The following is a 21,367-nucleotide window of genomic DNA, read 5'->3' as shown; positions in this document are numbered from 1 at the left end:
AACCGCACGACTGCATGGATGCAGGAGCTAGAGCAACGCAGGAGCAGTTGCCGTGTAGGACAGTCTTAAGTCCGACAGGCTGCTAGGCTTCTCTGCGACGGTTAATGGAGTGAACGCCCTTGATCACACGAAGGCGTTTAATGATTCGGGCAAGATGGAGACGATCCCTTACCTTGATCACCAGCTGAACCATGCAGAAGCTGGCATCACGCTCTTCCATGCTGATTTTTTCGATGTTGCCCTCCACTGCGGTGACACTGGTTGCCAAAGAAGCAATCATGCCTCGATGGTGCTCCAGCTCTACCAACAACTCGACTGTGAATTCGCCGGAAACATCTTTGTCCCAATCCACTTCCAGTACTTTTTCAGGGCTATGACGAATATCAGCAATGTTTTTACAGCTTTCGGTATGAATCACGATGCCACGGCCTGAGCTGACGTGTCCGACAACCGGGTCGCCCGGAATCGGGTAGCAGCACTTGGCAAAGCTGATCACCATGCCTTCCGTGCCCCGGATCGACAGTGGCTTCTCTGAGTCAGAAGTATCGATCTGGTTTTTTTCTGCTTCCACACTGCCAGGCTCAATCAGCATACGTGCAACGACGTAGGCCATGCGGTTGCCTAAGCCTATATCTTCCAGAAGGTCATCTACAGTATCGAATTTCAGCGCTTCAATCTGACCTTTCAGAACCTGGTCGTCCATATCATCGAGATGACTCTCGAAGCTGACCAGAGCCTTGTTCAACAGTCGACGACCAAGGGCAATGGATTCATTGCGCCGCTGATTCTTGAGGAAGTGACGTATATTGGATCGGGCTTTGCCGGTCACAACAAAATTCAACCAGGCAACATTAGGTCTTGCACCGGGGGCTGTGACCACTTCTACCGTCTGCCCACTCTGCAATGGTTGACTCAGGGAAGCCAGACGGCGATCAATGCGACAGGCGACACAGGTGTTACCCACATCAGTATGGACGGTGTAGGCAAAATCAACGGGAGTGGCACCCTTGGGTAATTCGAGAATATGCCCCTTGGGTGTGAAGACGTATACTTCGTCCGGGAACAGGTCGATCTTGACGTTCTCAATAAACTCCAGTGAATCACCGGCATTCTTTTGCAGTTCCAGAACACCTTTAAGCCACTGACGTGTACGGGCATGACTGCCAGACAGCGCTTCATCTCCGGATTTATAGAGCCAATGAGCAGCAATGCCATTATTGGCCATATCTTCCATTTCCTGGGTACGGATCTGAATCTCGATAGGAACGCCGTGCATACCGAAAAGGCTGGTATGAAGCGACTGATAGCCGTTGGCCTTGGGTATAGCAATGTAGTCTTTGAAACGCCCGGGAATAGGCTTGTAAAGATTATGAACCATGCCTAACGCACGGTAACAGGAATCGGCACTTTCAACTATGATACGAAATGCGAACATGTCCATGATTTCGGCAAAGGACTTGCTCTGGTTACGCATCTTTCGATAGATACTGTAAAGGTGCTTTTCCCGTCCTACCACCCGACCCATCAGGCCTACTTCTTCAAGACGGGCAGCAATGGCTCTCTGAACCTGACCCACCAGATCCTTGCGATTACCCCGGGCTTCTTTTACTGCCTGACGTATCATTCGGGATCTCATGGGATACATGGCCTGAAAGCCGAGATCTTCAAGTTCAATCCGCAGATTGTGCATACCCAGCCGATTGGCAATCGGCACGTAAATGTCGAGTGTTTCTCTGGCAATCCGACGACGCTTGTCAGGTCTGAGAACACCCAGAGTACGCATATTGTGAAGTCGGTCTGACAGCTTGACCAGAATGACCCGGATGTCCCGTGCCATGGCCAGAGCCATTTTCTGGAAGTTTTCGGCCTGGGCCAGAGTCTTGTTTTCAAACTGCATGTGCGTTAGTTTGCTGACTCCGTCAACCAGATCAGCTACCACTTCACCGAACTGTTCGTGAATGGCAGATTTTTCAATTCCGGTATCCTCGATAACATCATGCAGCATGGCAGCCATCAGACTATGATGATCCATGTGCATGTCTGCAAGAATGGCAGCCACCTCGAGGGGGTGGGTAATATAAGGCTCACCACTACGCCGGGTCTGACCGTCGTGCGCCTGTTCAGCGTAATAGTAAGCCCTACGAACAAGATTCACCTGTTCGGGATTCAGGTAGGACTTCAAGCGGCCGGCAAACTCTTCAATAGTCAGCAAAGCCCGCTCCTCCTGTGCAGCCATCCAGCCATCCAGAACATCTCCGGGAGAAATCTGGAGGTATTAACCCTCGACGCCAGCCAGGAACATGGCCGCTTCGTCTTCGTCTACCACTTTTTCTTCAACAGACAAAGGGGTTACCAGACCTTCTGCAATTTCGCGCAGCGCCATAACGGTGGGCTTGTCGTTTTCCCATTCCAATTTGGGGTCCTTACCACCTATCGCCAGCTGACGGGCACGCTTGGAAGCGACCATAACCAGCTCAAAGCGATTATCAACATTGTCCAGACAGTCTTCTACGGTTACTCGAGCCACTGCTCACCTCTCAAATTTGATCACTGTGGAAATGCCCTTTCCTATTCGCCCGACCGGGGATAGTGTTCTGCCTGTTTTCAGTCAGACTCCCAGGAAAGAGCACTTTTGTTCCATGGCCGAAACAGCCTGTTTTCCGACCTTACAGTTTACTTTACGACCAGAGTCCAAACAAGCCCGTGACGGTTCAGTAACCATACTCCGGAAGGTCTGTTCATCGGTCATTGATTATTTTATCGGCAACTGATTTGATTGCGTCAGATCAATAGGCCTTTCTGAGGCACATCCGTATAATGGTACATCCGCTCTTTTTACTGGACAGCCACGAGACTGTGACAAAGGCTAGGAGTAGAGGTTTTCTACCTTTCGGACTTCCCTAAAAGGCAGTTATAGTATCGCCGTCACCTGACATTATTATTTTGCCAAAGACAAATCAGAACGAAACTTATGACAATCACGATTAATCAGCTGACGACTCCAGAAAAGCTGGCAGCATTGCAATCAGCAATGAAAAGCCAGAACATTCACGCGTGGATTATTCCAAGCTCCGATCCACACCAGAGCGAATACGTGGCCGATCGCTGGAATGGTCGTGGCTGGCTGTCCGGGTTTGACGGCTCAGCAGGTACCGTCGTGGTACTTCAGGAGCAGGCTGCCTTATGGACCGACGGGCGCTATTTTCTTCAGGCTGAAGAACAACTGGCGGGCAGCGGCATTGAACTAATGAAGCAGGGGCAGCCTGATGTACCGCCAATCAACAGATGGATAGCAGATAACCTTGAAGAAGGTCAGGTCGTTGGCTTTGATGGCAAGGTTGTCAGCCTCAGATTCGTCAGAAATCTCAAAGTGTCATTTGATAGCAAAAGCCTCTCCCTTAAAACCGATCTTGACCTGCTGAATGATATCTGGAGAGACCGCCCGGCCATGCCTGCTGAGTCCGTTTTCCTCCACAGCGATGAGATAGCAGGAAAAAGTCGTGAAGAAAAGCTGGCTGAAGTACGGAAAGAAATGACAGCAGCCGGAGCCGATCATGTTCTGCTCACAGCCCTTGACGACATAGCCTGGCTGTTCAACCTGCGTGGTTCTGACGTTGAATGCAACCCGGTTTTTCTTGCTTATGCGCATATTACCAAAAACTCGGCACAGCTCTTTATTAACGAGAGTCGTATAGATAAAAGCGCTCTGAGAGCACTGAAAGCTTCATCTGTTGAGTTGAGAGCTTATTCAGCGATTGCAGACAGTCTGTCGTCACTCGACAATACTGCACTGTTGATTGATCCCGCGACTACCTCTCAGTCGCTGTTTGAGGCTATTGCAGACAGCGTCGATGTTATTGAGACCACCAGCCCGGCCAGAAACCTCAAAGCAATTAAGAATCCGGTTGAAATCAAACGCATGAATGACTGCCATCGCCGAGATGGTGTCGCCATGGTGCGATTTATGCGCTGGCTCGAAGACCAGATTTCTACGGGAACCCTGACCGAAGTTACCCTGGATGAAAACCTTCAGGCGTTCCGGGCAATGGCCCCTGAATTTAAAGGACCAAGCTTTTCGACCATTGCCGGATATGGGCCTAATGGTGCGGTCATTCATTATCGGGCTGAAGAAGACACCTGCCTTACAGTTCAGCCAAAGGGGCTTCTGCTGGTTGATTCGGGAGGCCAATACCCGGATGGCACCACAGACATTACCCGCACTTTTGCCTGCGGTGAAATGACCGAAGAGGAGAAGAAAGACTACACTCTGGTGCTCAAGTGTCATATTAACCTGGCACGGGCTCGTTTCCTGCGTGGTACCCGTGGCATCCAGCTGGACATGCTGGCCAGGCAACCGGCATGGGCTGAAGGTCAGAATTACAATCATGGTACCGGTCATGGTGTAGGTTATTTCCTGAATGTTCATGAAGGCCCACACAGTGTCAGCCAATACTTCCTGGATGTAGCTCTGAAACCCGGTATGCTGATTACTAATGAGCCAGGTATGTATCGTAATGGCAAGCACGGTATCCGGATCGAAAATATCATGCTGGTTGAAGAAGATATCAAAACCGAATTCGGCGATTTCTACAAACTGACAGATCTGACTCTGGCACCGATTGATACCCGTCCACTGTTACTCGATAAGCTCAATAGTGCGGAGATTGAGTGGCTGAACAACTATCACGCCAGGGTGAGACGTGAACTGTCTCCACTTTTGGAAGGAGGAGATCTGGAGTGGCTGACCAACGCCACGGAAGCAATCTGATCAGAGGCAACTGCAGAATAAAACGGCAGCCCGATGGCTGTCGTTTTGTCCCTTCCCCAGAACGACTGCCTGAGAAACCACTCGTTGTAACAACTCAGCGTTTTTGCTCCCTGCTGTCGGCGCTGACCAGACTGTTTTTGGCCAGACCGAGTCAACGGCAAGAACAAAGAGATCCTTGCCGACAGAACCACTTTCGAATCCGATGTTCAGTTCAGCAAACCCTCAATAAGGCCGGACTTGTAGTGCTGCATCCAGCCAATAGACAGGCGACGACTCCTGATGATCGTTTGCAGATCACGCAATGCCAGATCAAACTCATCGTTGATAACCAGGTAATCAAACTCTGCATAGTGAGACATCTCATTCACAGCCTGATTCATACGACGTTCAATCACGTCTAGGTCATCGGTGCCACGACCGATCAAACGCTCACGAAGCGCTTCCTTGGAAGGAGGCAGGATAAAGATGCTGACGGCTTCTGGCATCAGCTTGCGCACCTGCTCGGCACCCTGCCAGTCAATTTCAAGAATAACGTCTTCGCCGGTATCCAGCTGTTCTCGCACCCAGGCTTCAGAGGTGCCATAGTAATTCCCGAAGACTTCTGCGTGTTCCAGGAACCGGCCCTGGTTCATCAGCTCCAGAAAAGCGTCCTTGCTGGTGAAGTGATAGTTCATTCCGTCTGTTTCGCCGGGTCGAATCGGACGAGTTGTGTGGGAAACCGATACCTTCACATGGGGAGTCGACTGAACCATAGCCTTGACCAGACTGGTCTTACCGGCTCCCGAGGGGGCTGCAATGATATAGAGTTTACCTTTCTTTGCCATGATATCTCCAAACGACAGCAGTAAGACTGCCGGGGATTTAAATGAAACACTTCCGATGTACACTAAGTCTTTTGAACATTACGGAGAATGATTAGAATGCATTTTAACAGAAGCTAATAACACTTCTTTAGTAGAATCGCCGTAAACCCTAGCTCAATCGAGGCTTTTGCGACAGCCTCGACAAGGCGGGGAGTGTCACTAGAATAAGGGTTTTGCAAGGGTTGCAACGAGGCCACCATGAATAATAATAAACAGCCGGTACGCCTGTTGACGCATGAGACTTCCAGAAACGAGGCAGAGCGTTGGGTTAAACTTTTCCGCAACTCCGGCCTTCCGGCCCGGGTACAACATCTGGAAACTCTGGATGAGCTTGAAGAGGCTCTGAACACTGGCCTTTGGGATTTATTGCTCACGGTTGAAGAAACGCCCATGCTCAATGCCGGGCAGGTTTTGTCCAGCATTCGGAGATTAAAACTCGATATTCCAGTCATTGTGTCTGTTCATGATAATAATCCCGACATGATAAAACACTGGCTTGAGAAAGGAGCGGGTGATGCTATCCATCACTCTCACGAAGAACACATACTACACGCTATTCTCAGAGAAAAATCGAGTCAGGAACGCCGACAACAATTGCAAAAGCTGCAAAAAGAGCTGAACGACCTTAAGCAGCGTTGTCAACTACTGATGGACAATACTTCACAGGCCATTGCCTATGTTCACGAAGGCATGCACATCGATACCAACCCTTCATACATCAAACTGTTTGGTTATGAAGACCCGGATGATCTGGCGGGTATGCCTTTGATTGATATGATCGCTTCCCAAGACCAGCCTCTGTTTAAAAATCTGATCAAGCATTTCAAACCGGGCGATGAACAACCCGCTGTTGAGTGCCAGCTAATAAACTCAGAAGATCAGACTTTTCCGGCAACAGTTCTGTTATCTGATGCCGTGTTTGATGACGAGCCATGCATTCAGGTCATAGTCAAAGCCAGTGCTCCCACATCAGCGACAACGACGGTCGTTCATCAGGAAGACGATTCTATTCTGATTCCGCGAAGACACTTTACCTTGGTGCTCAACTCTGAACAGGAGCCGGAAACTCTGGCTTATCTGAGGCTCGATAACTACGACTCGATTCGGGAAAATACAGGCATTGACGGCAGCATAGCGGTTCAGGAAACAATGAGTCGGCTTCTCTATGAACATTTACCCGAGAGTACGGCCACACACTATGGTGACGAGGTATACCTGATCAATGTCCATGAAAAAAATATTACCGATCTGAAACCTTTAAGAAAAGCTCTGGAAAAGGAACTGATTTCTACAGAGCAGCAAACTCTCTTCACCACAGCCAGTATTGGCCTGGCCGAGAGTGGTCAGGAATGTGATGGACAAAACCTGCTGGAACGCGCCCGTCTGGCCTGTCATCTGGCAGCCAGCAGCGGCGGTAATAAGCTCGAATTCTTTTCCCAAAGCGCTATCGATAATCAGAAAGCCTGCAATGGTGATACCGTTGCCATAATTCGCCAGGCTCTTGAAAACGACAGTTTTCGTTTGTTGTTCCAGCCTGTGATCAGCGTAGCCGGAGATGGCCCGGGCTATTATGAAGTTCTCCTGCGTCTTCTTGACCAGAAGGGCAGAGAAGTCCCTGCCGGCGAGTTTATCAATGCCGCCGAAGACAGTGACCTGATGCCATTTATTGACCGCTGGGTTATCCGTCAGTCCGTGAAGCTGCTGTCCAGAAAGCTCAGAAACGGTGAAGATACTCGTCTGATGATTCACATCAGTCAGGCCAGTCTGGATGATGAAGAGTTTACCGAGCGCCTGTCTCGCCTACTGGAAGCTGCAGATGTTCCAGGCCATATGATTATCCTGCAAATGGCCGAAAGACTGGTTCACCAGCATCTCAATCAGGTTAAGACTTTCGCAGAACGTTTGCAGCCTGTTGGCTGTCAGTTTGCCATGACCCAGTTCTCGGGCGAGTCACGCTCCATGAGAATCATGGAACATCTGGATCTGGTGTTTGTGAAGCTGGATTATCTGTTCACGGAAAAACTTGATCGTAATGACGACGCTCATCTCAGGAAAGCCACGAAGAGTCTCAAGAGCCTCAATAAAATCATCATCATGCCCGGGGTAGAAAATGCCCAGACACTGACCAGCATCTGGCAGCTGGGTGTAGATTATATGCAGGGTCATTATCTGCAACCGCCTCTTGAATCCATGACCTACGACTTCAGCAGCTAGCTGTGACTTGAGTTTGTTCAGCTTTCGGCCGGCAGCAAGTTATTTTGCCAAACAGCTATGAACATAGAAGAGCCAAAGGTCATGGGCGTTTTGTATCCGCAGCCAGTGGTCGGCAGAAGGTTTGCCAAACACCTTTTCCAAACGCAACGCCATTTCTGCGGTAATCGCCCCCTGCCGTTGATAATTTTGGACAGGGTTTTACGGCTGACGCGCAGGTGTTCTGCCGCCTGAGTAACGGAGAGTCCAAGCGGTTTCAGCAGATCTTCACCCAGAATTTCTCCGGGGTGGGCGGGGTTATATATTGCCATCAGTGGTAATCCTCATAGTTGACTATTTCGACACCGGCCTGAGTCAGTCGGAAGGTAACTCGCCAGTTGCCACTGAAGGTGACCGACCAGATACCCTGAAGTTCTCCTTTCAGCAGGTGCAGAAGGTAGCCGGGAAAATCCATTTCAGAAATATGCTCTGCTTCGTCCAGATTGGTGAGAATGCGCTGTAATTTTCTGGCATGTTGCACCTGTATTCCCGAGGTTTTACCGGTAAGACAGAACCGCTCCAACCCCTTGTGCAGAAAACTGATTATCATGGCTGGAGCGTAACCCCTAAGGTTCCAGTGTCAATTGGTAGATGATAGTGGTCAAGCAAACCAATGAGCAGGCACTTGTGGCTGCCATCGCACAGCAGCCTACCGGCACCTGCCTCAAACACAGAGACAGGATAGCAAAGGATGTTGCCACCTTTTGCCGAACCGGAGTTTCCAGCTGGGTTATACACAGGATTTCAGCGCCTGGCATACTATGGATAAGCTGTGGACAAAAAGCGGTTTTGAGTATTTCTGCGAACGACCCAGGTCGATGAACTGGAAAATTTGCAAAAGCTGTTCAAGATGGCTAAGTAGTGTGCTAATAGCCACATAACAATCACTGGCCGTAGTGTCGATAGGTCTGGCATGGCCCTCCAAATTAGTCGCACCATACACAGATAGTTCAAATCTGTCCTATTCGGCCAATAAGCCATCCCGAAAGAGAACAGCCAAGAGATAACGTAAATGCTTGAAGTATTAATTTCTGCTACCAATGCCTTTTGCAAGTACATGAAGGCTGATCTGGATCGCTTACCCAGTCCGGACGGCAAGCGCATAGGCACTCAGCCCATCGCTTCTGGCGATAATGTCATTGCCTGGCAAGTGCATGCGGTTAAGGGCTACCGGAATAGAAAGGAGTACACGGATGTTATTGCAGTAGAAGCCCGCAGCCGCTACGCCATTCTTTTTTCTAACCCGATGTTTTCTGATTTAAACGAATTTGCTGAGCGATTCACCAAGCGCTGGGCAAGAGAGTGTATACACATGGCCATAGAGAGTGGCGCTACCACAGAAGACCAGGCTCAGACTATGTATGACCAGTTTCTGGATAGGGAGAAGGTAATCCGGTTTGTCAGAAATACCGACCTCAGCGTCAATGGACATGTTACGGATGCTGAGCAGTGGCTGAGCCAGTCCTATGAACTTTATGGGTTGGAACAGCTGAAGGAGAGTGAAGAAATCGGCTTGGGAATGCAGCGCATCAACTGCGTCCGCAAAAAAGCCAGGGCATTTCCTGGAGCAAAACATATGGAGTCGTTTATTCCCATGTCGAGGATGGTGGATGACTGGCTGTTCCGATTTGCCAGAGGTCTGTCTGAATGGATATATCCGGAAACGTCGGCCGGGGATTTTCCGAACCCTTTTCTTTTTGGAGCAGCTACTCTTATCGGGCAGGAGGCATCGTTGGCCTTACCCGATAATGTGGTCAGCCTTGACGAGGTACGTAAGCGCAAGAAGGCATAAAAAGCATGAGTGAATACCAGTATTATGAGTTGGTGGCCGTTGACCGACAGTTGTCCAAAGAGGAGATGGGGTATCTCCGGGGGATTTCCAGCCGGGCACAGATATCGTCTACCCGGTTTTGTAACACATACAACTACGGTGATTTAAAAGCCGACCCGAGGCAGTTGCTGAGCAGATTCTTTGATGCTTATGTCTATGTTTCCAATTTTGGCTGCAAAGTTTTTGCCATCAAGATACCTAAAAATCTTATGGACGAATCGCTACTGCTTCGGTATCTGGTGAACGATACCTGCAATCACACGGGCGTGGCTGGTCACTGGATCATTGAGTTTGCTTATGAAAATGAAGACGGCTACGACGACGATTGGGATGAAGGTGATGGCTGGATGGGTAGCCTGTTGAACATTCGCAGTGAGTTGATGCACGGTGACTACCGTTCCCTGTATCTGGCCTGGTTATCTCAATTGGACTGGCTGGAGCCAGATTCCCTATCTCCCGCCATCCCACCCGGCATTGATGATCTTTCTGCCAGCCAGAATGCGTTGTGCGATTTCCTGAAACTGGATGCTCAGCGAGTTGTGGCGTCGGCCCGGGTCAAACCGGATTATATCAGTGTCCAGCCGGAAGCACTGGTTGAACGATATGTAGCGCTACTTTCCGAAGCAACGGCCAAAACGCAGCTGAAGGCATTGTTGTTAGACGAAACCGGTACTGTACGCAGAGAACAGTTTGCCACCCTGGTTGATCAGGCTCAGGAAGTGCCCTCCAGCAGTTCGGTCACGGTTGGCCAACTTCTGGATTCCGCCGAGGCGTCGAGGAAAAAGGCCCATATAAAGGCCATGGAGCAGAAGCTGCGGCAACAATAGGAAAAGGCTGCAACCGTGACCGCCAACGAAAATGCCTGCTGGCACCGCGTGGAAGAGTTGTTTGAGAAAAGGGGTTCTTCTACGGTGTACTCTGAACTGTCTGCAGAGCTTGGTGATCTTCAACTCATGGCCAAAATGCTCGACAGGCAAACAACCTACGATGAGAAGCTGGCAGAGCTAAAACAACGCTATGCCAAGAAAACCAGCCACTGGCAGTGGTTGAGGCGCCGGTAAACGACCGCTGCTTATTAATCAATTAGTTATCACAGACTGCCTTGAGTCCCAGCAATCATTGGTTGGTTTTGAAAGGTGCGGTTTGCTTTAAAAATGTACAATCGACAGAAAACACTAGTCAACAAGTAGACACTAACACCACTTTTTAATGTTGTTAGTGTTTGCATGTTGTGAATTCCTCTATTATATAGACAGATATACACCATTTAAGTGGTTAAACCGTCTATATAATGGAGTGAGGAACCATGGATCAGGCCACAGCAATCCGTCGGCTATCGGCTTTTGACCGGATGGGACATTCAGTTTTTACAACCCGGGATTTGGGCAAAATCTTTATTGAAGATTCCCCGCGGGCATTACAGGCTGGACTGGTCCGACTGGTTAAGAAAGATATTCTCCGTCGGATGATGAAAGGAATTTATACGTTCCCCCTGTCAAGCACCTCTGCCAGCGATGTTCTGGAGCGCATCGCCATAGCCTTGCGAAGGGGGGAGTACAACTACATCAGTCTGGAATCCGCGCTATCGGAATATGGTGCTATTTCCCAGATTCCAGTGGATCGGCTGACCATCATGACTACGGGGCGGAAGGGAGAGTATAAAACCCCTTTTGGGGTTCTTGAATTTACCCACACCCGCCGTTCAGTCGCCGATATTCTGGACAGCGCCGTTGATCGTGACAGACCGTTAAAAATCGCCACGCCTGAGGCGGCCATGCGAGATTTAAGACGTGTAGGGAGGAATATTCATCTGGTGAAGGCGGTACAGAGTTATGAAAATGACCACTGAAGATTTCTCACAGCTGGTTGAACGGATTATGCAAAATAATAACCTTGCCCTGATGCGACCAGTCGTTGAGAAAGAGCTACTTCATTACGACATTCTGTTCTGTCTTGATCAGGAAGGCCTGTTGGATCATCTGGTGTTTCAGGGCGGTACGTCGCTTCGTTTGTGTCATGGTGGTAACCGGTTCAGTGAGGATCTGGACTTTGTCGGCGGAATGGACTTTTCATCAGCGTCTCTTGCCAATATAAAGAACTGTATTGAGGACTATATTGGTGCCAGATATGGTTTGGTGGTATCGGTTAAAGAACCGGCGACACTCAGAAAAGAGCCTTGTTATACACAAATGAACATTGACAAATGGCAAATCTCAATAATAACTTCTCCAGGCCGTAAAGATATTCCTCGACAAAGAATCAAGATTGAAGTCGCTAACGTGCCTGCATACACCAAAAAAGCATTGCCACTGAGAGTGAATTATCCGTTTCTACCGGATGGCTATGGCGACACTTTGGTATTCACTGAAACCCTTGACGAAGTGCTTGCAGACAAGCTGATTGCATTACCTGCGACACAAAAATACATTCGCTACCGTGATATATGGGATCTGCCCTGGCTTCTGCAACAGGGCGCCGAAATGAATGTTGAGCTGGTGAAAAAGAAAGTGGACGATTACCGGCTTGATGATTTTGGTTCTTTTGAACAACGGCTGGATCAATTGATTAAAAATATCCCTGAAATGGTATCCGATGGTCGTCTGAAAACGGAAATGCGGCGATTTATACCTTCTGACGTCTATGAACGCACACTGGGTAAGGAAAAATTTTCAAGCTATTTGTCAGGGACGTTGAACCAACTGTTTAGCGGATTGAAGGGAGAGCTTTATGGTAAAGTTGAGCCTCCTGAGTTCAGAATGTGATGAGGGTGGATGTTCTTTTCTGGAGTAATGATGACATATGAATAACAGTAAACCACCAGTTAAGCCCTCTATGGATTATGCTCAATTGCTGGAGGCTCTGAACCAAGCCAGCAACTTCGATCTGTTCCGGCTGAATGCCATGATTGACCTGGAGCTGGAGTCGTCAGAGCGCATAGGGCGGATCAAGGCGGCGCTGATCATAGGACAGAAGCTGAGCTATTTTGAGAGTAATAGCAATTCGCTTCGTGACTGTGAAGTCTTGCAGCTTAGGCAAAAGCGGGCACTGGTACTGGATTTTACCGATGGTAAACGCTGGACAGTGCCCTACTACATGCTCAATCTTGAAGGAGCCGATGCCCGTGTCAATCATGAAACCCGGCAGCGGCTGAGTCGCCATGCCATTGCTGTTGGAGATCTGCTGGGTTTTAAAGATAAGCATGGAAAGGAACAATTTGGTCATGTCCTCCGTCTGAATACTAAATCGGTCACCCTGAGGGTGGCAGAAGGGCAGTGGCGGGTCGCTTATTCACTACTCTACCGGGTTCTGGATGGGCAAGGTGACCAGGAAGGGGAACTTTTGATTGACGGTGAGACGGCTGACCAGTGCAGTGAGACAGTTCAGGGTTCATTACTTAAATGAATAAAAACTGTCTTCTAATCATTGAACGCCAGAACCTTACTTAGCTGTTATCCTGACTCAAAATTTGCAGGTCTTTGTCACCGAAGCCTAACAGGTAAAGTATGCTATCCAGGCCCAATACTGAGATAGACTGTCTGGCGCTTTGCCTGACCAGAGGCTTGGCCCGAAACGCAACCCCCAGTCCGGCCACCCCCAGCATGGGCAGGTCGTTAGCTCCATCGCCTACGGCAATGGTTTGCTCCAGAGAAATCCCTTCTCTGCGGGCGATCTGTTGGAGCAGGGTTGCCTTGCGCTCGCCATTGACGATTTCACCTTTGACTGCACCGGTCACTTTGCCATCAACGATTTCCAGTTCATTGGCAAAGATATAGTCGACCCCTAATCGCTCCTGAAGGAAGCGGGCAAAGTAAGTAAAACCACCAGACAGAATGGCTGTTTTATAGTTCAGGGCATTCAGGCTTTGAAACAGCTTTTCAGCCCCTTCTGTTATGGGAAGCTTTTCAGCTATACCTGCCAGAACCGACTCATCCAGACCTTTCAGCATGGCCAGTCTCTCGCGGAAACTCTCATTAAAATCCAGTTCGCCCTGCATGGCCCTTTCAGTGATTTCTGCCACCCTGTCACCCACACCCGCCGCTTCAGCCAACCGATCAATGACCTCGGCTTCAATCAGGGTAGAGTCCATATCAAACACCGCCAGTCTGCGATTTTGACGATAGATGTCGTCTTCCTGAAGGGCCACATCCATATCCATATCTGTGGAGATGTGTAAAAAGTCCGCCCTCAATTTATCCAGATCGGGAGAAGCGCCCCAGACCGAGAACTCCAGACAACGGCCAGACAGTCGGGTAATCTGATCGATATTCAGACCATGTTCAGTCGTGATATTGGCAACACGGGCGATTTGTTCTGCCGTGATATTTCTGGAAAGCAGGGTCAGGATGTAACGATTATTGCCCTGACCGGATACCCACTGTTCATAGTCTCCATCAGAAAGGGTCTGATGATTAAACTGAAGTTCAAGCTCATCAAAGTGAAAACGCAGATCCGTCACCACGGGAGAGACTTCCAAACCTTCTGGCAATCGAAGGATGATCTGCCATGAAAGAGTCCCCCCGGTCAGGGTGTCACGGATAATCGACTGGCGAGTATCAAGCATTTCCAGCCCCCTGTTCAGACGAGCACAGCTGGCCATGATGGTCGTTATGGTAGACATCAGACCGGGTTTGTCTTGCCCTTTCACGTTGATCAGCAGAATCTCTCTCACAGTTCACCTGACTTCTTATCGTTTTGAATGAAAAACGGCGGTAACCAGCCTTTTTCTATCGCTCATGGCGGATTGTAACTCATAGAGCTCGTTGCCGTCAGGCAGTGAGGAACCCTGACGCTCTTTGTCCTATATTCTGATCTGGTTAAAAGGGGGAATCACGTCATGGACAGCTCAAATAAAACACTTTATGGGTCAGAAAAATCTGAAAATTGGAAAACGAGCTAAACTGTCGATCTGTTAGAGGAATCCATTAAAGGCAATGGGTATTTACCAGCTCTGCATCAATATCCCCACTCAACATACGACAATCAGGGTTTGTGTACTATTGCAGGTCGGAGTGATCAAAAGCTGGCACCGTTCAAGCATTAGATGTTTCCAATTTATTTTCTGCTAAGTGGGGTTTTTCAATGCGAAACGGCTTACGGCAAACATTGTTATTTTTTACTTTGATTGCAGTAGGAACAGTTAAAGGAGATTCTCCCCCAACCCCTTCGCCTGAGCCATTATCTATAGTGCTGGGCGATGGTTCCATTATTGTGGAGGGGGATATAATTTTATCCATCCATGGTTTTACTCCGTTTTTTGATTCCCAAAAAGGCTCAGTACTGCTGATTTCAGACATTAACGAAAAAAATATCATCAGACTTCGGGCAGATGCTGGCCAGTCTCTGGTTGTGACTGATAGTTCAGGTCATCTGATGCACATTGATTTGCAGTCTCTGTTAGAAAAGAAGAAGGCTGTTTTTGTGCCTGTTAATGGTTCAATTCGTACTGAAAAAACAGGGCAGTTTTTTTCGGGCATTACTGTAACCGCAAAAGAATTACCGGCTGGTTTAAACGGCCTGCCGACGAGTGTCTTTTTACAAAGCAGCGATTATCAAAAGGGCAGTCGGCGAGAACAATATTCAGGAGAGCAATATTCAGGCAGCCTGACTCCAGCTCAGGCTATGTTTTCTCTTGCAGGTCTTGGCAGCAAGAGAAACTCTCCCTTGCCAACAAGTCATGGACTTCTGGGAGTAAACGACGACAAATCACTACTCTCTACCTTTCTGGATTATCCGATAACGCCAACTTTTGTAGAAGTCACGGCCTTTATGAATTATGAAAACTACTCAGATACTGAAAACGTTAATGACACTATGATTCTGCTGAGGTTCCTGGTGGAGAAATTGAAAACAGTAGAAATGCTTTATTCTCTTCTAATGACAAATTTTTCTGAAGACTTTCTTGATGAAGAAGAATTTAAGGAAAGATTCAGGATGGAAGACCCGCATCAATCACTAAAGCTGGAAAGTCTTTATCATTTTTTGGTATCCAGCAAGCAAAGTGAGATAGACAATGCGTCCCAAACTATTGATGGTGCGACCGGGAGCGCTCCGGCGGCGTTGCCGGAGTCTCAAAACGCAGTGACAGCACTGGGTTGTGCGATTGCCAGATCGATTAGAATACTGTTCCCAGAAAATACTGATGAAAGAATCAATTCTATTCTGGAACAATCTCTTGGACCGGCGGTTACAAGGGAAGAAATGTTTTCACGGTTTCCTCATCAAGATGATGAAGTGCTAATGGCAGGCATACTAACAGCATCATGTCTTGCAATGCGTCATGCGCGACACGCCGCAGAAAGAGCAGCTATAGAAGAGTCAGATGAAGATGAAACCTCTAGCTCAAGCTCAAGCGAGAACAGTGATTTTGAAAGATGGTTCGAAAAACGTTACGGTGACAAGCTCAATTGACCTGTTTGGTGATACCTATGAGTTTCTGATCTCGAACTATACCGCCAGGTAAGTCTCTATAAGTAAACCTTCTCATTATAAACTGTATTTTTCGTCAGGTTATTAGCTAACAGACAAGCCTTTAAGACCATCAAGTAACGATTTGATCTGTAATACCTCAAATTCACATTTTGCAGCTTGATAGACGGGGCCGCCAGGAGCAAAAAGGAGTTCTTCAAATTTGGCGCTGGTTTGAATAGCGGGTAACCCATCCATATGACCACATTCAAGTTTACTTTTGATAGCACTATTACGAATTAAAGAGAATAACACCTCATCCCCATAATAAAAGTGCTCATAAATAGCACTAAAACCATCACCGGATTTACGCTCCATAACTTCTGAAATATTGCAAGGTTCAAGATACCCGAGTAATTGGATGACCTTCTCAAATACTTGAATATACTGGTTAGAATCTGTCTTTTCAAAAAGTTTATCAATGACAATTAGACTTTGTTTCAAAAGATCCAAGTGCTTTATGATTCTTGACACAGTTTCCTGAGCTTTTTTATTTGCTGCGTCTATTTCACTGCTTGTCTGGTTAGACACTACTCTCTGTTCAAGTGACGTGCTGGTGCTGGCAACAGCTCCCAACCTCTGACATGAGTGATCGGGATCACTCCTTTTTACAGTATGACTCAATGAAGAATCAACATTATCAGCTACCGTTGTAGTTCTGCCAAAACTGACACCCTCTGGTGTTTCCTTCTTAGGCTTTAGCGAAAATAAACCAACAATGCCGGAATTGTTATCAACATTATTCATATTTACTACCTTTTTAGTTAGCTTCGCTCTCACTTAGCAACAACATTTAAAAATTGATTCAATAGTTAAGAGTTGGTTTTTGAACGAAAGTTCATAACATTGAAGTCAGTGCAATTAACAAACCTGCGAATAAGGCATGATCTATTCGATGATTTTATATTTACGGTAAGTCAGGCCGCTTTCAGGCAGTTACTTGTCATTTTGCAGTATTTTGACGCTCCCGACCCTCTTCTGGGCGAGGCTTTTCAGCGAAAGTGATAAACTGAACCCTTTTTTACTGACAGAGCTATCGAGACCCATGCTCCGCCTATTGTTGATTGCAGTAGCCAAATCTCCGAGCGGTAGCGTGCTGTCAGAAGAACCTTATTTTCAGGAGTGCCTCAATGACCAGTGCCCAACAACGCGCCGAGCTACAGCGCCAGATCTGGCAGATTGCCAATGATGTGCGTGGCTCAGTAGACGGCTGGGACTTTAAACAGTACGTCCTTGGTACTCTTTTCTACCGCTTTATCAGTGAGAACTTCACCAACTACATCACGGGCGGTGATGACAGCGTCAATTATGCGGCCATGGATGATGGCGATGAAAACATTGCCGCAACCAGAGAAGATGCCATCAAAACCAAAGGGTATTTTATCTACCCCAGTGAACTGTTTGTGAACGTGGCGGCCAATGCCAGTAAAAACAATAACCTTAATACCGAGCTGGCTGACATATTCAAGTCGATTGAATGTTCAGCCAACGGTTACCCGTCAGAAGCGGATATCAAAGGCCTGTTTGCCGACTTCGACACCACCAGCAACCGTCTGGGCAACACGGTAAAAGATAAAAACAGCCGACTGGCTGCTGTGCTCAAAGGCGTTGCAGAGCTGGACTTCGGCGATTTTGAGGACAACCATATTGACCTGTTCGGCGATGCTTACGAGTTTCTGATCTCCAACTACGCCGCCAATGCCGGCAAGTCTGGTGGGGAGTTTTTTACTCCGCAAAGTGTGTCCAAACTGATCGCCCAGCTGGCCATGCACAAACAGACCCGTGTCAATAAAATCTATGACCCGGCAGCCGGTTCTGGCTCATTGTTGCTACAGGCAAAAAAGCACTTTGATGCCCATATTATTGAAGAAGGTTTTTTTGGTCAGGAGATCAACCACACCACCTTCAACCTGGCTCGTATGAACATGTTTTTGCATAACATTAACTACGACAAATTTAATATCGAGCTGGGCAACACCCTGACGGATCCGCACTTTGGTGATGACGAACCTTTTGATGCCATCGTCTCCAACCCACCTTACTCCGTGAAGTGGATCGGTTCCGGTGATCCGACCCTGATTAATGATGACCGCTTTGCCCCCGCCGGTGTGCTGGCGCCCAAATCCAAAGCGGATTTTGCCTTTGTCATGCACGCACTCAACTACCTTTCCGGCAGAGGCCGGGCAGCCATTGTCTGCTTCCCCGGCATTTTTTACCGCAGTGGGGCGGAAAAGAAAATCCGCCAGTATCTTGTGGATAACAACTATGTCGAAACAGTGATTTCGTTAGCCTCCAACCTCTTCTATGGTACGACGATTGCCGTCAATATCCTGATACTCTCCAAGCACAAAACCGAAACCACCACCCAGTTTATTGATGCCAGCGGTGAGGACTTCTTTAAAAAAGAGACCAATAACAATGTGCTGACGGATCAGCATATCCAGCAGATTATGGCGATCTTCGACAGCAAGGACGATGTCGAGCATGTCGCAAAGTCGGTCAGCCTTGAGACAATCGCTGACAATGACTACAACCTGTCGGTCAGCAGTTATGTGGAAGCCAGGGATACCCGGGAGAAGGTTGATATTACTCAGCTGAATGCTGAGTTGAAAACCACGGTTGGCAGGATAGATCAGCTACGCTCGGAGATTGATGCCATTGTGGCTGAGATAGAAGGTTGAGGCATGAACATTTGAAAATATCTTTCAAATGGCGAATTACAGGAAATGCAGTTATCCGGAAATTCCGGATAACTGCTACAGACTGCAAAGAGAGGTTGCGATTCACCATGTATTATCTCGTTGAACACAATCGCACCACCAAGGCTACGCAATGCGATGAATACAGTGATTACTCACTGGCGCAGGAAGCCTGCCTGCAAAAAGAGCAGCATTACTTTCTGAACAATAAAAGTGAAATAGAAGTAGTTATTTTTGAAGCCAACACCATTGTTGACTTAAAGCGTACCCACAGTCGCTATTTTGTTCACGATGCACAGAAAGATAATACAACAGACGCTTTATCGGCGGTTGGACTGGTGAGCCTTTCTATTTCTTTGTTGAACAAGAAGCGAGCAAGTCAAGTATGATTTCTGGCAAGCACAAGACAATAGAAAATAGCAGCTTATTGGATAGACTGCTGGTTGGAATTGAAGTGATTTATGCAGTTATTCGAGATTTTCGAATAACTACCACTGCCAGAAAAAATGAAACAATCAGGCATTACACCCTAAAGGCCTCTCAAAAGAAAAATGGAGGCAAGCCATGACTCTGGCCAATAAATTAAACATCACCGACCAAATAGAACTGGCCAAAGCAGAAGAAAAGCTCAGCAAGCAAAAAGCCAAACAGCTCTTTGATTCCGGTGATATCAACAAAGCAGAGGTTGGTACGTTTTCTGGTCTGGCCTACCTCCATGCCTACCTTTTTGGTGATATTTATGATTTTGCCGACCTTATCCGCGAAGTGAATATTGCCAAAGGAAATTTTCGTTTTGCGCCCCTGATGTACCTGCAAACCTCGTTAGACAATATCGACAAAATGTCCCAAAACAACTTTGATGAGATCATCGAAAAATACGTGGAGATGAATATCGCCCACCCCTTCCGTGAGGGCAATGGCCGGGCCACCCGCATCTGGCTGGATCTGATACTCAAAGCCGAAATCCGGCAGGTCATCGACTGGAACCGGGTAGACAAAGAAGAGTACTTCTCTGCCATGCAACGCAGTGTCGTCAAAGATATCGAGATCAAACACCTGCTTAGGCAGGCCTTAACCGATCATATAGACGACCGTGACCTGTATTTAAAAGGCATTGATGCCAGCTATTTTTACGAAGGTTATAGTGAATTCTGGACTGGGGAGCTGTAGTGGTGATTGATATGGATTTTATAGAAAAGTTGTTGGATGGGGTTGAGGTTGAGTGGAAGACATTGGGGTGGGTTGGTGATGTTCGCATGTGCAAACGTATTCTAAAAAACCAAACTTCAGACTCAGGCGACATTCCATTTTTTAAAATAGGTACTTTTGGAAAAAAACCAAACTCATATATCTCACGTAAAATCTTTGAAGAGTACAGGGCGAAGTACAACTACCCTAAAGTTGGCGAGGTTCTCATCTCTGCAAGTGGAACCATTGGGAGAGCTGTTATCTTTGATGGTAGCGATGCTTATTTCCAAGATAGCAATATTGTTTGGATTGAGAATGATGAAAGCAAAGTACTAAATAAGTATCTCTACTACTTCTATCAGATTGCAAACTGGCATGTTTCAGATGGCGGTGTGATCAAGCGACTTTATAACGATAACATCAAAAAAACACCAATTCTGATTCCGTATCCAAACGATCCAGACCTGTCACTTGCTCAACAAGCTAAAACTATCACCATATTGGACAAATTCACCGAGTTGACCACCGAGTTGACCACCGAGTTGACCACCGAGCTTACCGCACGAAAAAAACAATACAACTACTATCGTGATCAGTTGTTGAGTTTTGATGATGGGCAGGTTGAGTGGAAGTCGCTGGATAATGTCTGTTCCTCAATTTCTGCTGGTGGTGATGTACCTAAAAACTGTGCAAAAGGTCAAACCCAGCCAACTGCGGAATTCCCATATCCGGTTTTTGCAAATGCGACTGAAGAAAAGGCACTCTACGGTTACACAGAAGGATACAAAATTGACAGCGATGCTGTGACGATTTCAGCAAGGGGCGCAAAGGTTGGTTATCACACAGTTAGAAAAGCAAAATTCACCCCTATCATCCGTTTGATTGTTTTGGTACCTGACAAGGCCGTCATTCTAACCAAATATTTGAATTACATATTAGATATGACTCCAATTGGTGGTGATAAAGGTGGAATACCTCAACTTACGGTTCCAACAGTCAAAAAAATCATAATACCGATCCCGTACGCAAACGACCCGAAAAAATCCCTTGCAGAGCAGGAGCGAATCGTTGCCATACTGGACAAATTCGACGCCCTGACAAACTCCATCACCGAAGGCTTACCCCGAGAAATTGAGCTGCGCCAAAAGCAATACGAGTACTACCGTGACCTGCTGCTAAGCTTCCCAAAGCCAGAAGAGAGGGCAGCCTGACATGAGCCATAAAAACCTGAGCCTGCAAGACCAGACCACCGAATTCCTGCTTTATACCGCTCCCGGTGGTGATGTAAAGGTAGAGGTCTTGC

General features: G+C 47.6%; 21 protein-coding genes. 14 read left to right on the top strand and 7 right to left on the bottom strand.

What is annotated here, in order from left to right; all coding sequences use genetic code 11:
* Positions 1-82: 82 nt before the first annotated feature.
* Positions 83-2,236, bottom strand: coding sequence for a bifunctional GTP diphosphokinase/guanosine-3',5'-bis pyrophosphate 3'-pyrophosphohydrolase (gene spoT / locus P6910_RS00515; protein WP_410493866.1), 2,154 nt, complete (start codon positions 2,234-2,236; stop codon positions 83-85).
* 39 nt (positions 2,237-2,275) lie between these two features.
* The gene (gene rpoZ / locus P6910_RS00510; protein WP_252177852.1) at positions 2,276-2,527 is read right to left on the bottom strand and encodes a DNA-directed RNA polymerase subunit omega; all 252 of its coding nucleotides are present in this window, start codon (positions 2,525-2,527) and stop codon (positions 2,276-2,278) included.
* A 444-nt stretch (positions 2,528-2,971) separates the two neighbouring features.
* Between rpoZ and P6910_RS00505 the strand changes: the two genes are divergently transcribed.
* Positions 2,972-4,768: an aminopeptidase P family protein gene (locus P6910_RS00505; protein ID WP_317144336.1), complete on the top strand. Its 1,797-nt coding sequence runs from the start codon at positions 2,972-2,974 to the stop codon at positions 4,766-4,768.
* 206 nt (positions 4,769-4,974) lie between these two features.
* Here P6910_RS00505 and gmk read toward each other — a convergent pair whose 3' ends face one another.
* Positions 4,975-5,592 (bottom strand): guanylate kinase, encoded by a 618-nt coding sequence (gene gmk, locus P6910_RS00500; RefSeq protein WP_317144335.1) that lies wholly within the window; start codon positions 5,590-5,592, stop codon positions 4,975-4,977.
* 237 nt (positions 5,593-5,829) lie between these two features.
* Here gmk and P6910_RS00495 point away from each other — a divergent pair, with 237 nt between their 5' ends.
* Positions 5,830-7,845 (top strand): EAL domain-containing protein, encoded by a 2,016-nt coding sequence (locus P6910_RS00495; RefSeq protein ID WP_317144334.1) that lies wholly within the window; start codon positions 5,830-5,832, stop codon positions 7,843-7,845.
* A gap of 17 nt (positions 7,846-7,862) precedes the next feature.
* On the opposite strand, the gene P6910_RS00490 is transcribed toward P6910_RS00495, so the two are convergent.
* Together P6910_RS00490 and P6910_RS00485 are read right to left on the bottom strand one after the other, a co-directional pair.
* The gene (locus P6910_RS00490) at positions 7,863-8,153 is read right to left on the bottom strand and encodes a HigA family addiction module antitoxin (protein WP_317144333.1); all 291 of its coding nucleotides are present in this window, start codon (positions 8,151-8,153) and stop codon (positions 7,863-7,865) included.
* Positions 8,153-8,431 (bottom strand): type II toxin-antitoxin system RelE/ParE family toxin, encoded by a 279-nt coding sequence (locus P6910_RS00485; RefSeq protein ID WP_317144332.1) that lies wholly within the window; start codon positions 8,429-8,431, stop codon positions 8,153-8,155. Before P6910_RS00485 ends, P6910_RS00490 begins: the two co-directional genes overlap by 1 nt.
* A gap of 462 nt (positions 8,432-8,893) precedes the next feature.
* On the opposite strand from P6910_RS00485, the gene P6910_RS00480 reads away from it, so the two are divergent.
* The 6 genes from P6910_RS00480 (at position 8,894) to P6910_RS00455 (ending at position 13,114) form a co-directional block, all read left to right on the top strand.
* A complete protein-coding gene (locus P6910_RS00480; RefSeq protein ID WP_317144331.1) occupies positions 8,894-9,673 on the top strand; it encodes a hypothetical protein in 780 nt (259 codons plus the stop codon).
* Between the two features lie 5 nt (positions 9,674-9,678).
* On the top strand, positions 9,679-10,539 hold the full coding sequence (locus P6910_RS00475) for a hypothetical protein (protein WP_317144330.1): 861 nt from the start codon (positions 9,679-9,681) through the stop codon (positions 10,537-10,539).
* Positions 10,540-10,554: 15 nt separating this feature from the next.
* Positions 10,555-10,773, top strand: coding sequence for a hypothetical protein (locus P6910_RS00470; RefSeq protein ID WP_317144329.1), 219 nt, complete (start codon positions 10,555-10,557; stop codon positions 10,771-10,773).
* 245 nt (positions 10,774-11,018) lie between these two features.
* Positions 11,019-11,561, top strand: a complete 543-nt coding sequence (gene abiEi / locus P6910_RS00465) for a type IV toxin-antitoxin system AbiEi family antitoxin (protein ID WP_317144328.1) — start codon at positions 11,019-11,021, stop codon at positions 11,559-11,561.
* Positions 11,551-12,474, top strand: coding sequence for a nucleotidyl transferase AbiEii/AbiGii toxin family protein (locus tag P6910_RS00460; RefSeq protein WP_317144327.1), 924 nt, complete (start codon positions 11,551-11,553; stop codon positions 12,472-12,474). The genes abiEi and P6910_RS00460 overlap by 11 nt, the downstream gene beginning before the upstream one ends.
* Positions 12,475-12,511: 37 nt before the next feature.
* The gene (locus tag P6910_RS00455) at positions 12,512-13,114 is read left to right on the top strand and encodes a hypothetical protein (protein ID WP_317144326.1); all 603 of its coding nucleotides are present in this window, start codon (positions 12,512-12,514) and stop codon (positions 13,112-13,114) included.
* Between the two features lie 40 nt (positions 13,115-13,154).
* Here the strand turns inward: P6910_RS00455 and serB are convergent, their stop codons facing one another.
* Complete coding sequence (serB, locus tag P6910_RS00450) at positions 13,155-14,381, bottom strand: phosphoserine phosphatase SerB (protein WP_317144325.1); 1,227 nt, start codon at positions 14,379-14,381, stop codon at positions 13,155-13,157.
* 410 nt (positions 14,382-14,791) lie between these two features.
* Here serB and P6910_RS00445 point away from each other — a divergent pair, with 410 nt between their 5' ends.
* Positions 14,792-16,120 (top strand): hypothetical protein, encoded by a 1,329-nt coding sequence (locus P6910_RS00445; RefSeq protein WP_317144324.1) that lies wholly within the window; start codon positions 14,792-14,794, stop codon positions 16,118-16,120.
* A gap of 102 nt (positions 16,121-16,222) precedes the next feature.
* Here P6910_RS00445 and P6910_RS00440 read toward each other — a convergent pair whose 3' ends face one another.
* The gene (locus P6910_RS00440; protein WP_317144323.1) at positions 16,223-16,924 is read right to left on the bottom strand and encodes a hypothetical protein; all 702 of its coding nucleotides are present in this window, start codon (positions 16,922-16,924) and stop codon (positions 16,223-16,225) included.
* 383 nt (positions 16,925-17,307) lie between these two features.
* On the opposite strand from P6910_RS00440, the gene P6910_RS00435 reads away from it, so the two are divergent.
* From P6910_RS00435 to P6910_RS00415, 5 genes are all read left to right on the top strand, one after another.
* Positions 17,308-18,858, top strand: coding sequence for a type I restriction-modification system subunit M (locus P6910_RS00435; protein WP_317144322.1), 1,551 nt, complete (start codon positions 17,308-17,310; stop codon positions 18,856-18,858).
* Between the two features lie 107 nt (positions 18,859-18,965).
* A complete protein-coding gene (locus tag P6910_RS00430) occupies positions 18,966-19,265 on the top strand; it encodes a hypothetical protein (RefSeq protein WP_317144321.1) in 300 nt (99 codons plus the stop codon).
* Positions 19,262-19,444 (top strand): hypothetical protein, encoded by a 183-nt coding sequence (locus P6910_RS00425; RefSeq protein ID WP_317144320.1) that lies wholly within the window; start codon positions 19,262-19,264, stop codon positions 19,442-19,444. The genes P6910_RS00430 and P6910_RS00425 overlap by 4 nt, the downstream gene beginning before the upstream one ends.
* Entirely contained in the window at positions 19,441-20,046 is a 606-nt protein-coding gene (fic, locus tag P6910_RS00420; protein WP_317144319.1) for a protein adenylyltransferase Fic, read from the top strand. Before P6910_RS00425 ends, fic begins: the two co-directional genes overlap by 4 nt.
* 11 nt (positions 20,047-20,057) lie before the next feature.
* Positions 20,058-21,275, top strand: a complete 1,218-nt coding sequence (locus tag P6910_RS00415) for a restriction endonuclease subunit S (RefSeq protein WP_317144318.1) — start codon at positions 20,058-20,060, stop codon at positions 21,273-21,275.
* The last annotated feature ends 92 nt before the right edge of the window (positions 21,276-21,367 follow it).

It is taken from the genome of Endozoicomonas sp. 8E, assembly GCF_032883915.1.
GTDB lineage: Bacteria > Pseudomonadota > Gammaproteobacteria > Pseudomonadales > Endozoicomonadaceae > Endozoicomonas_A.
Note: the sequence above shows the minus strand (reverse complement) of the source record. Positions and strands in the feature narration are given on the sequence as shown.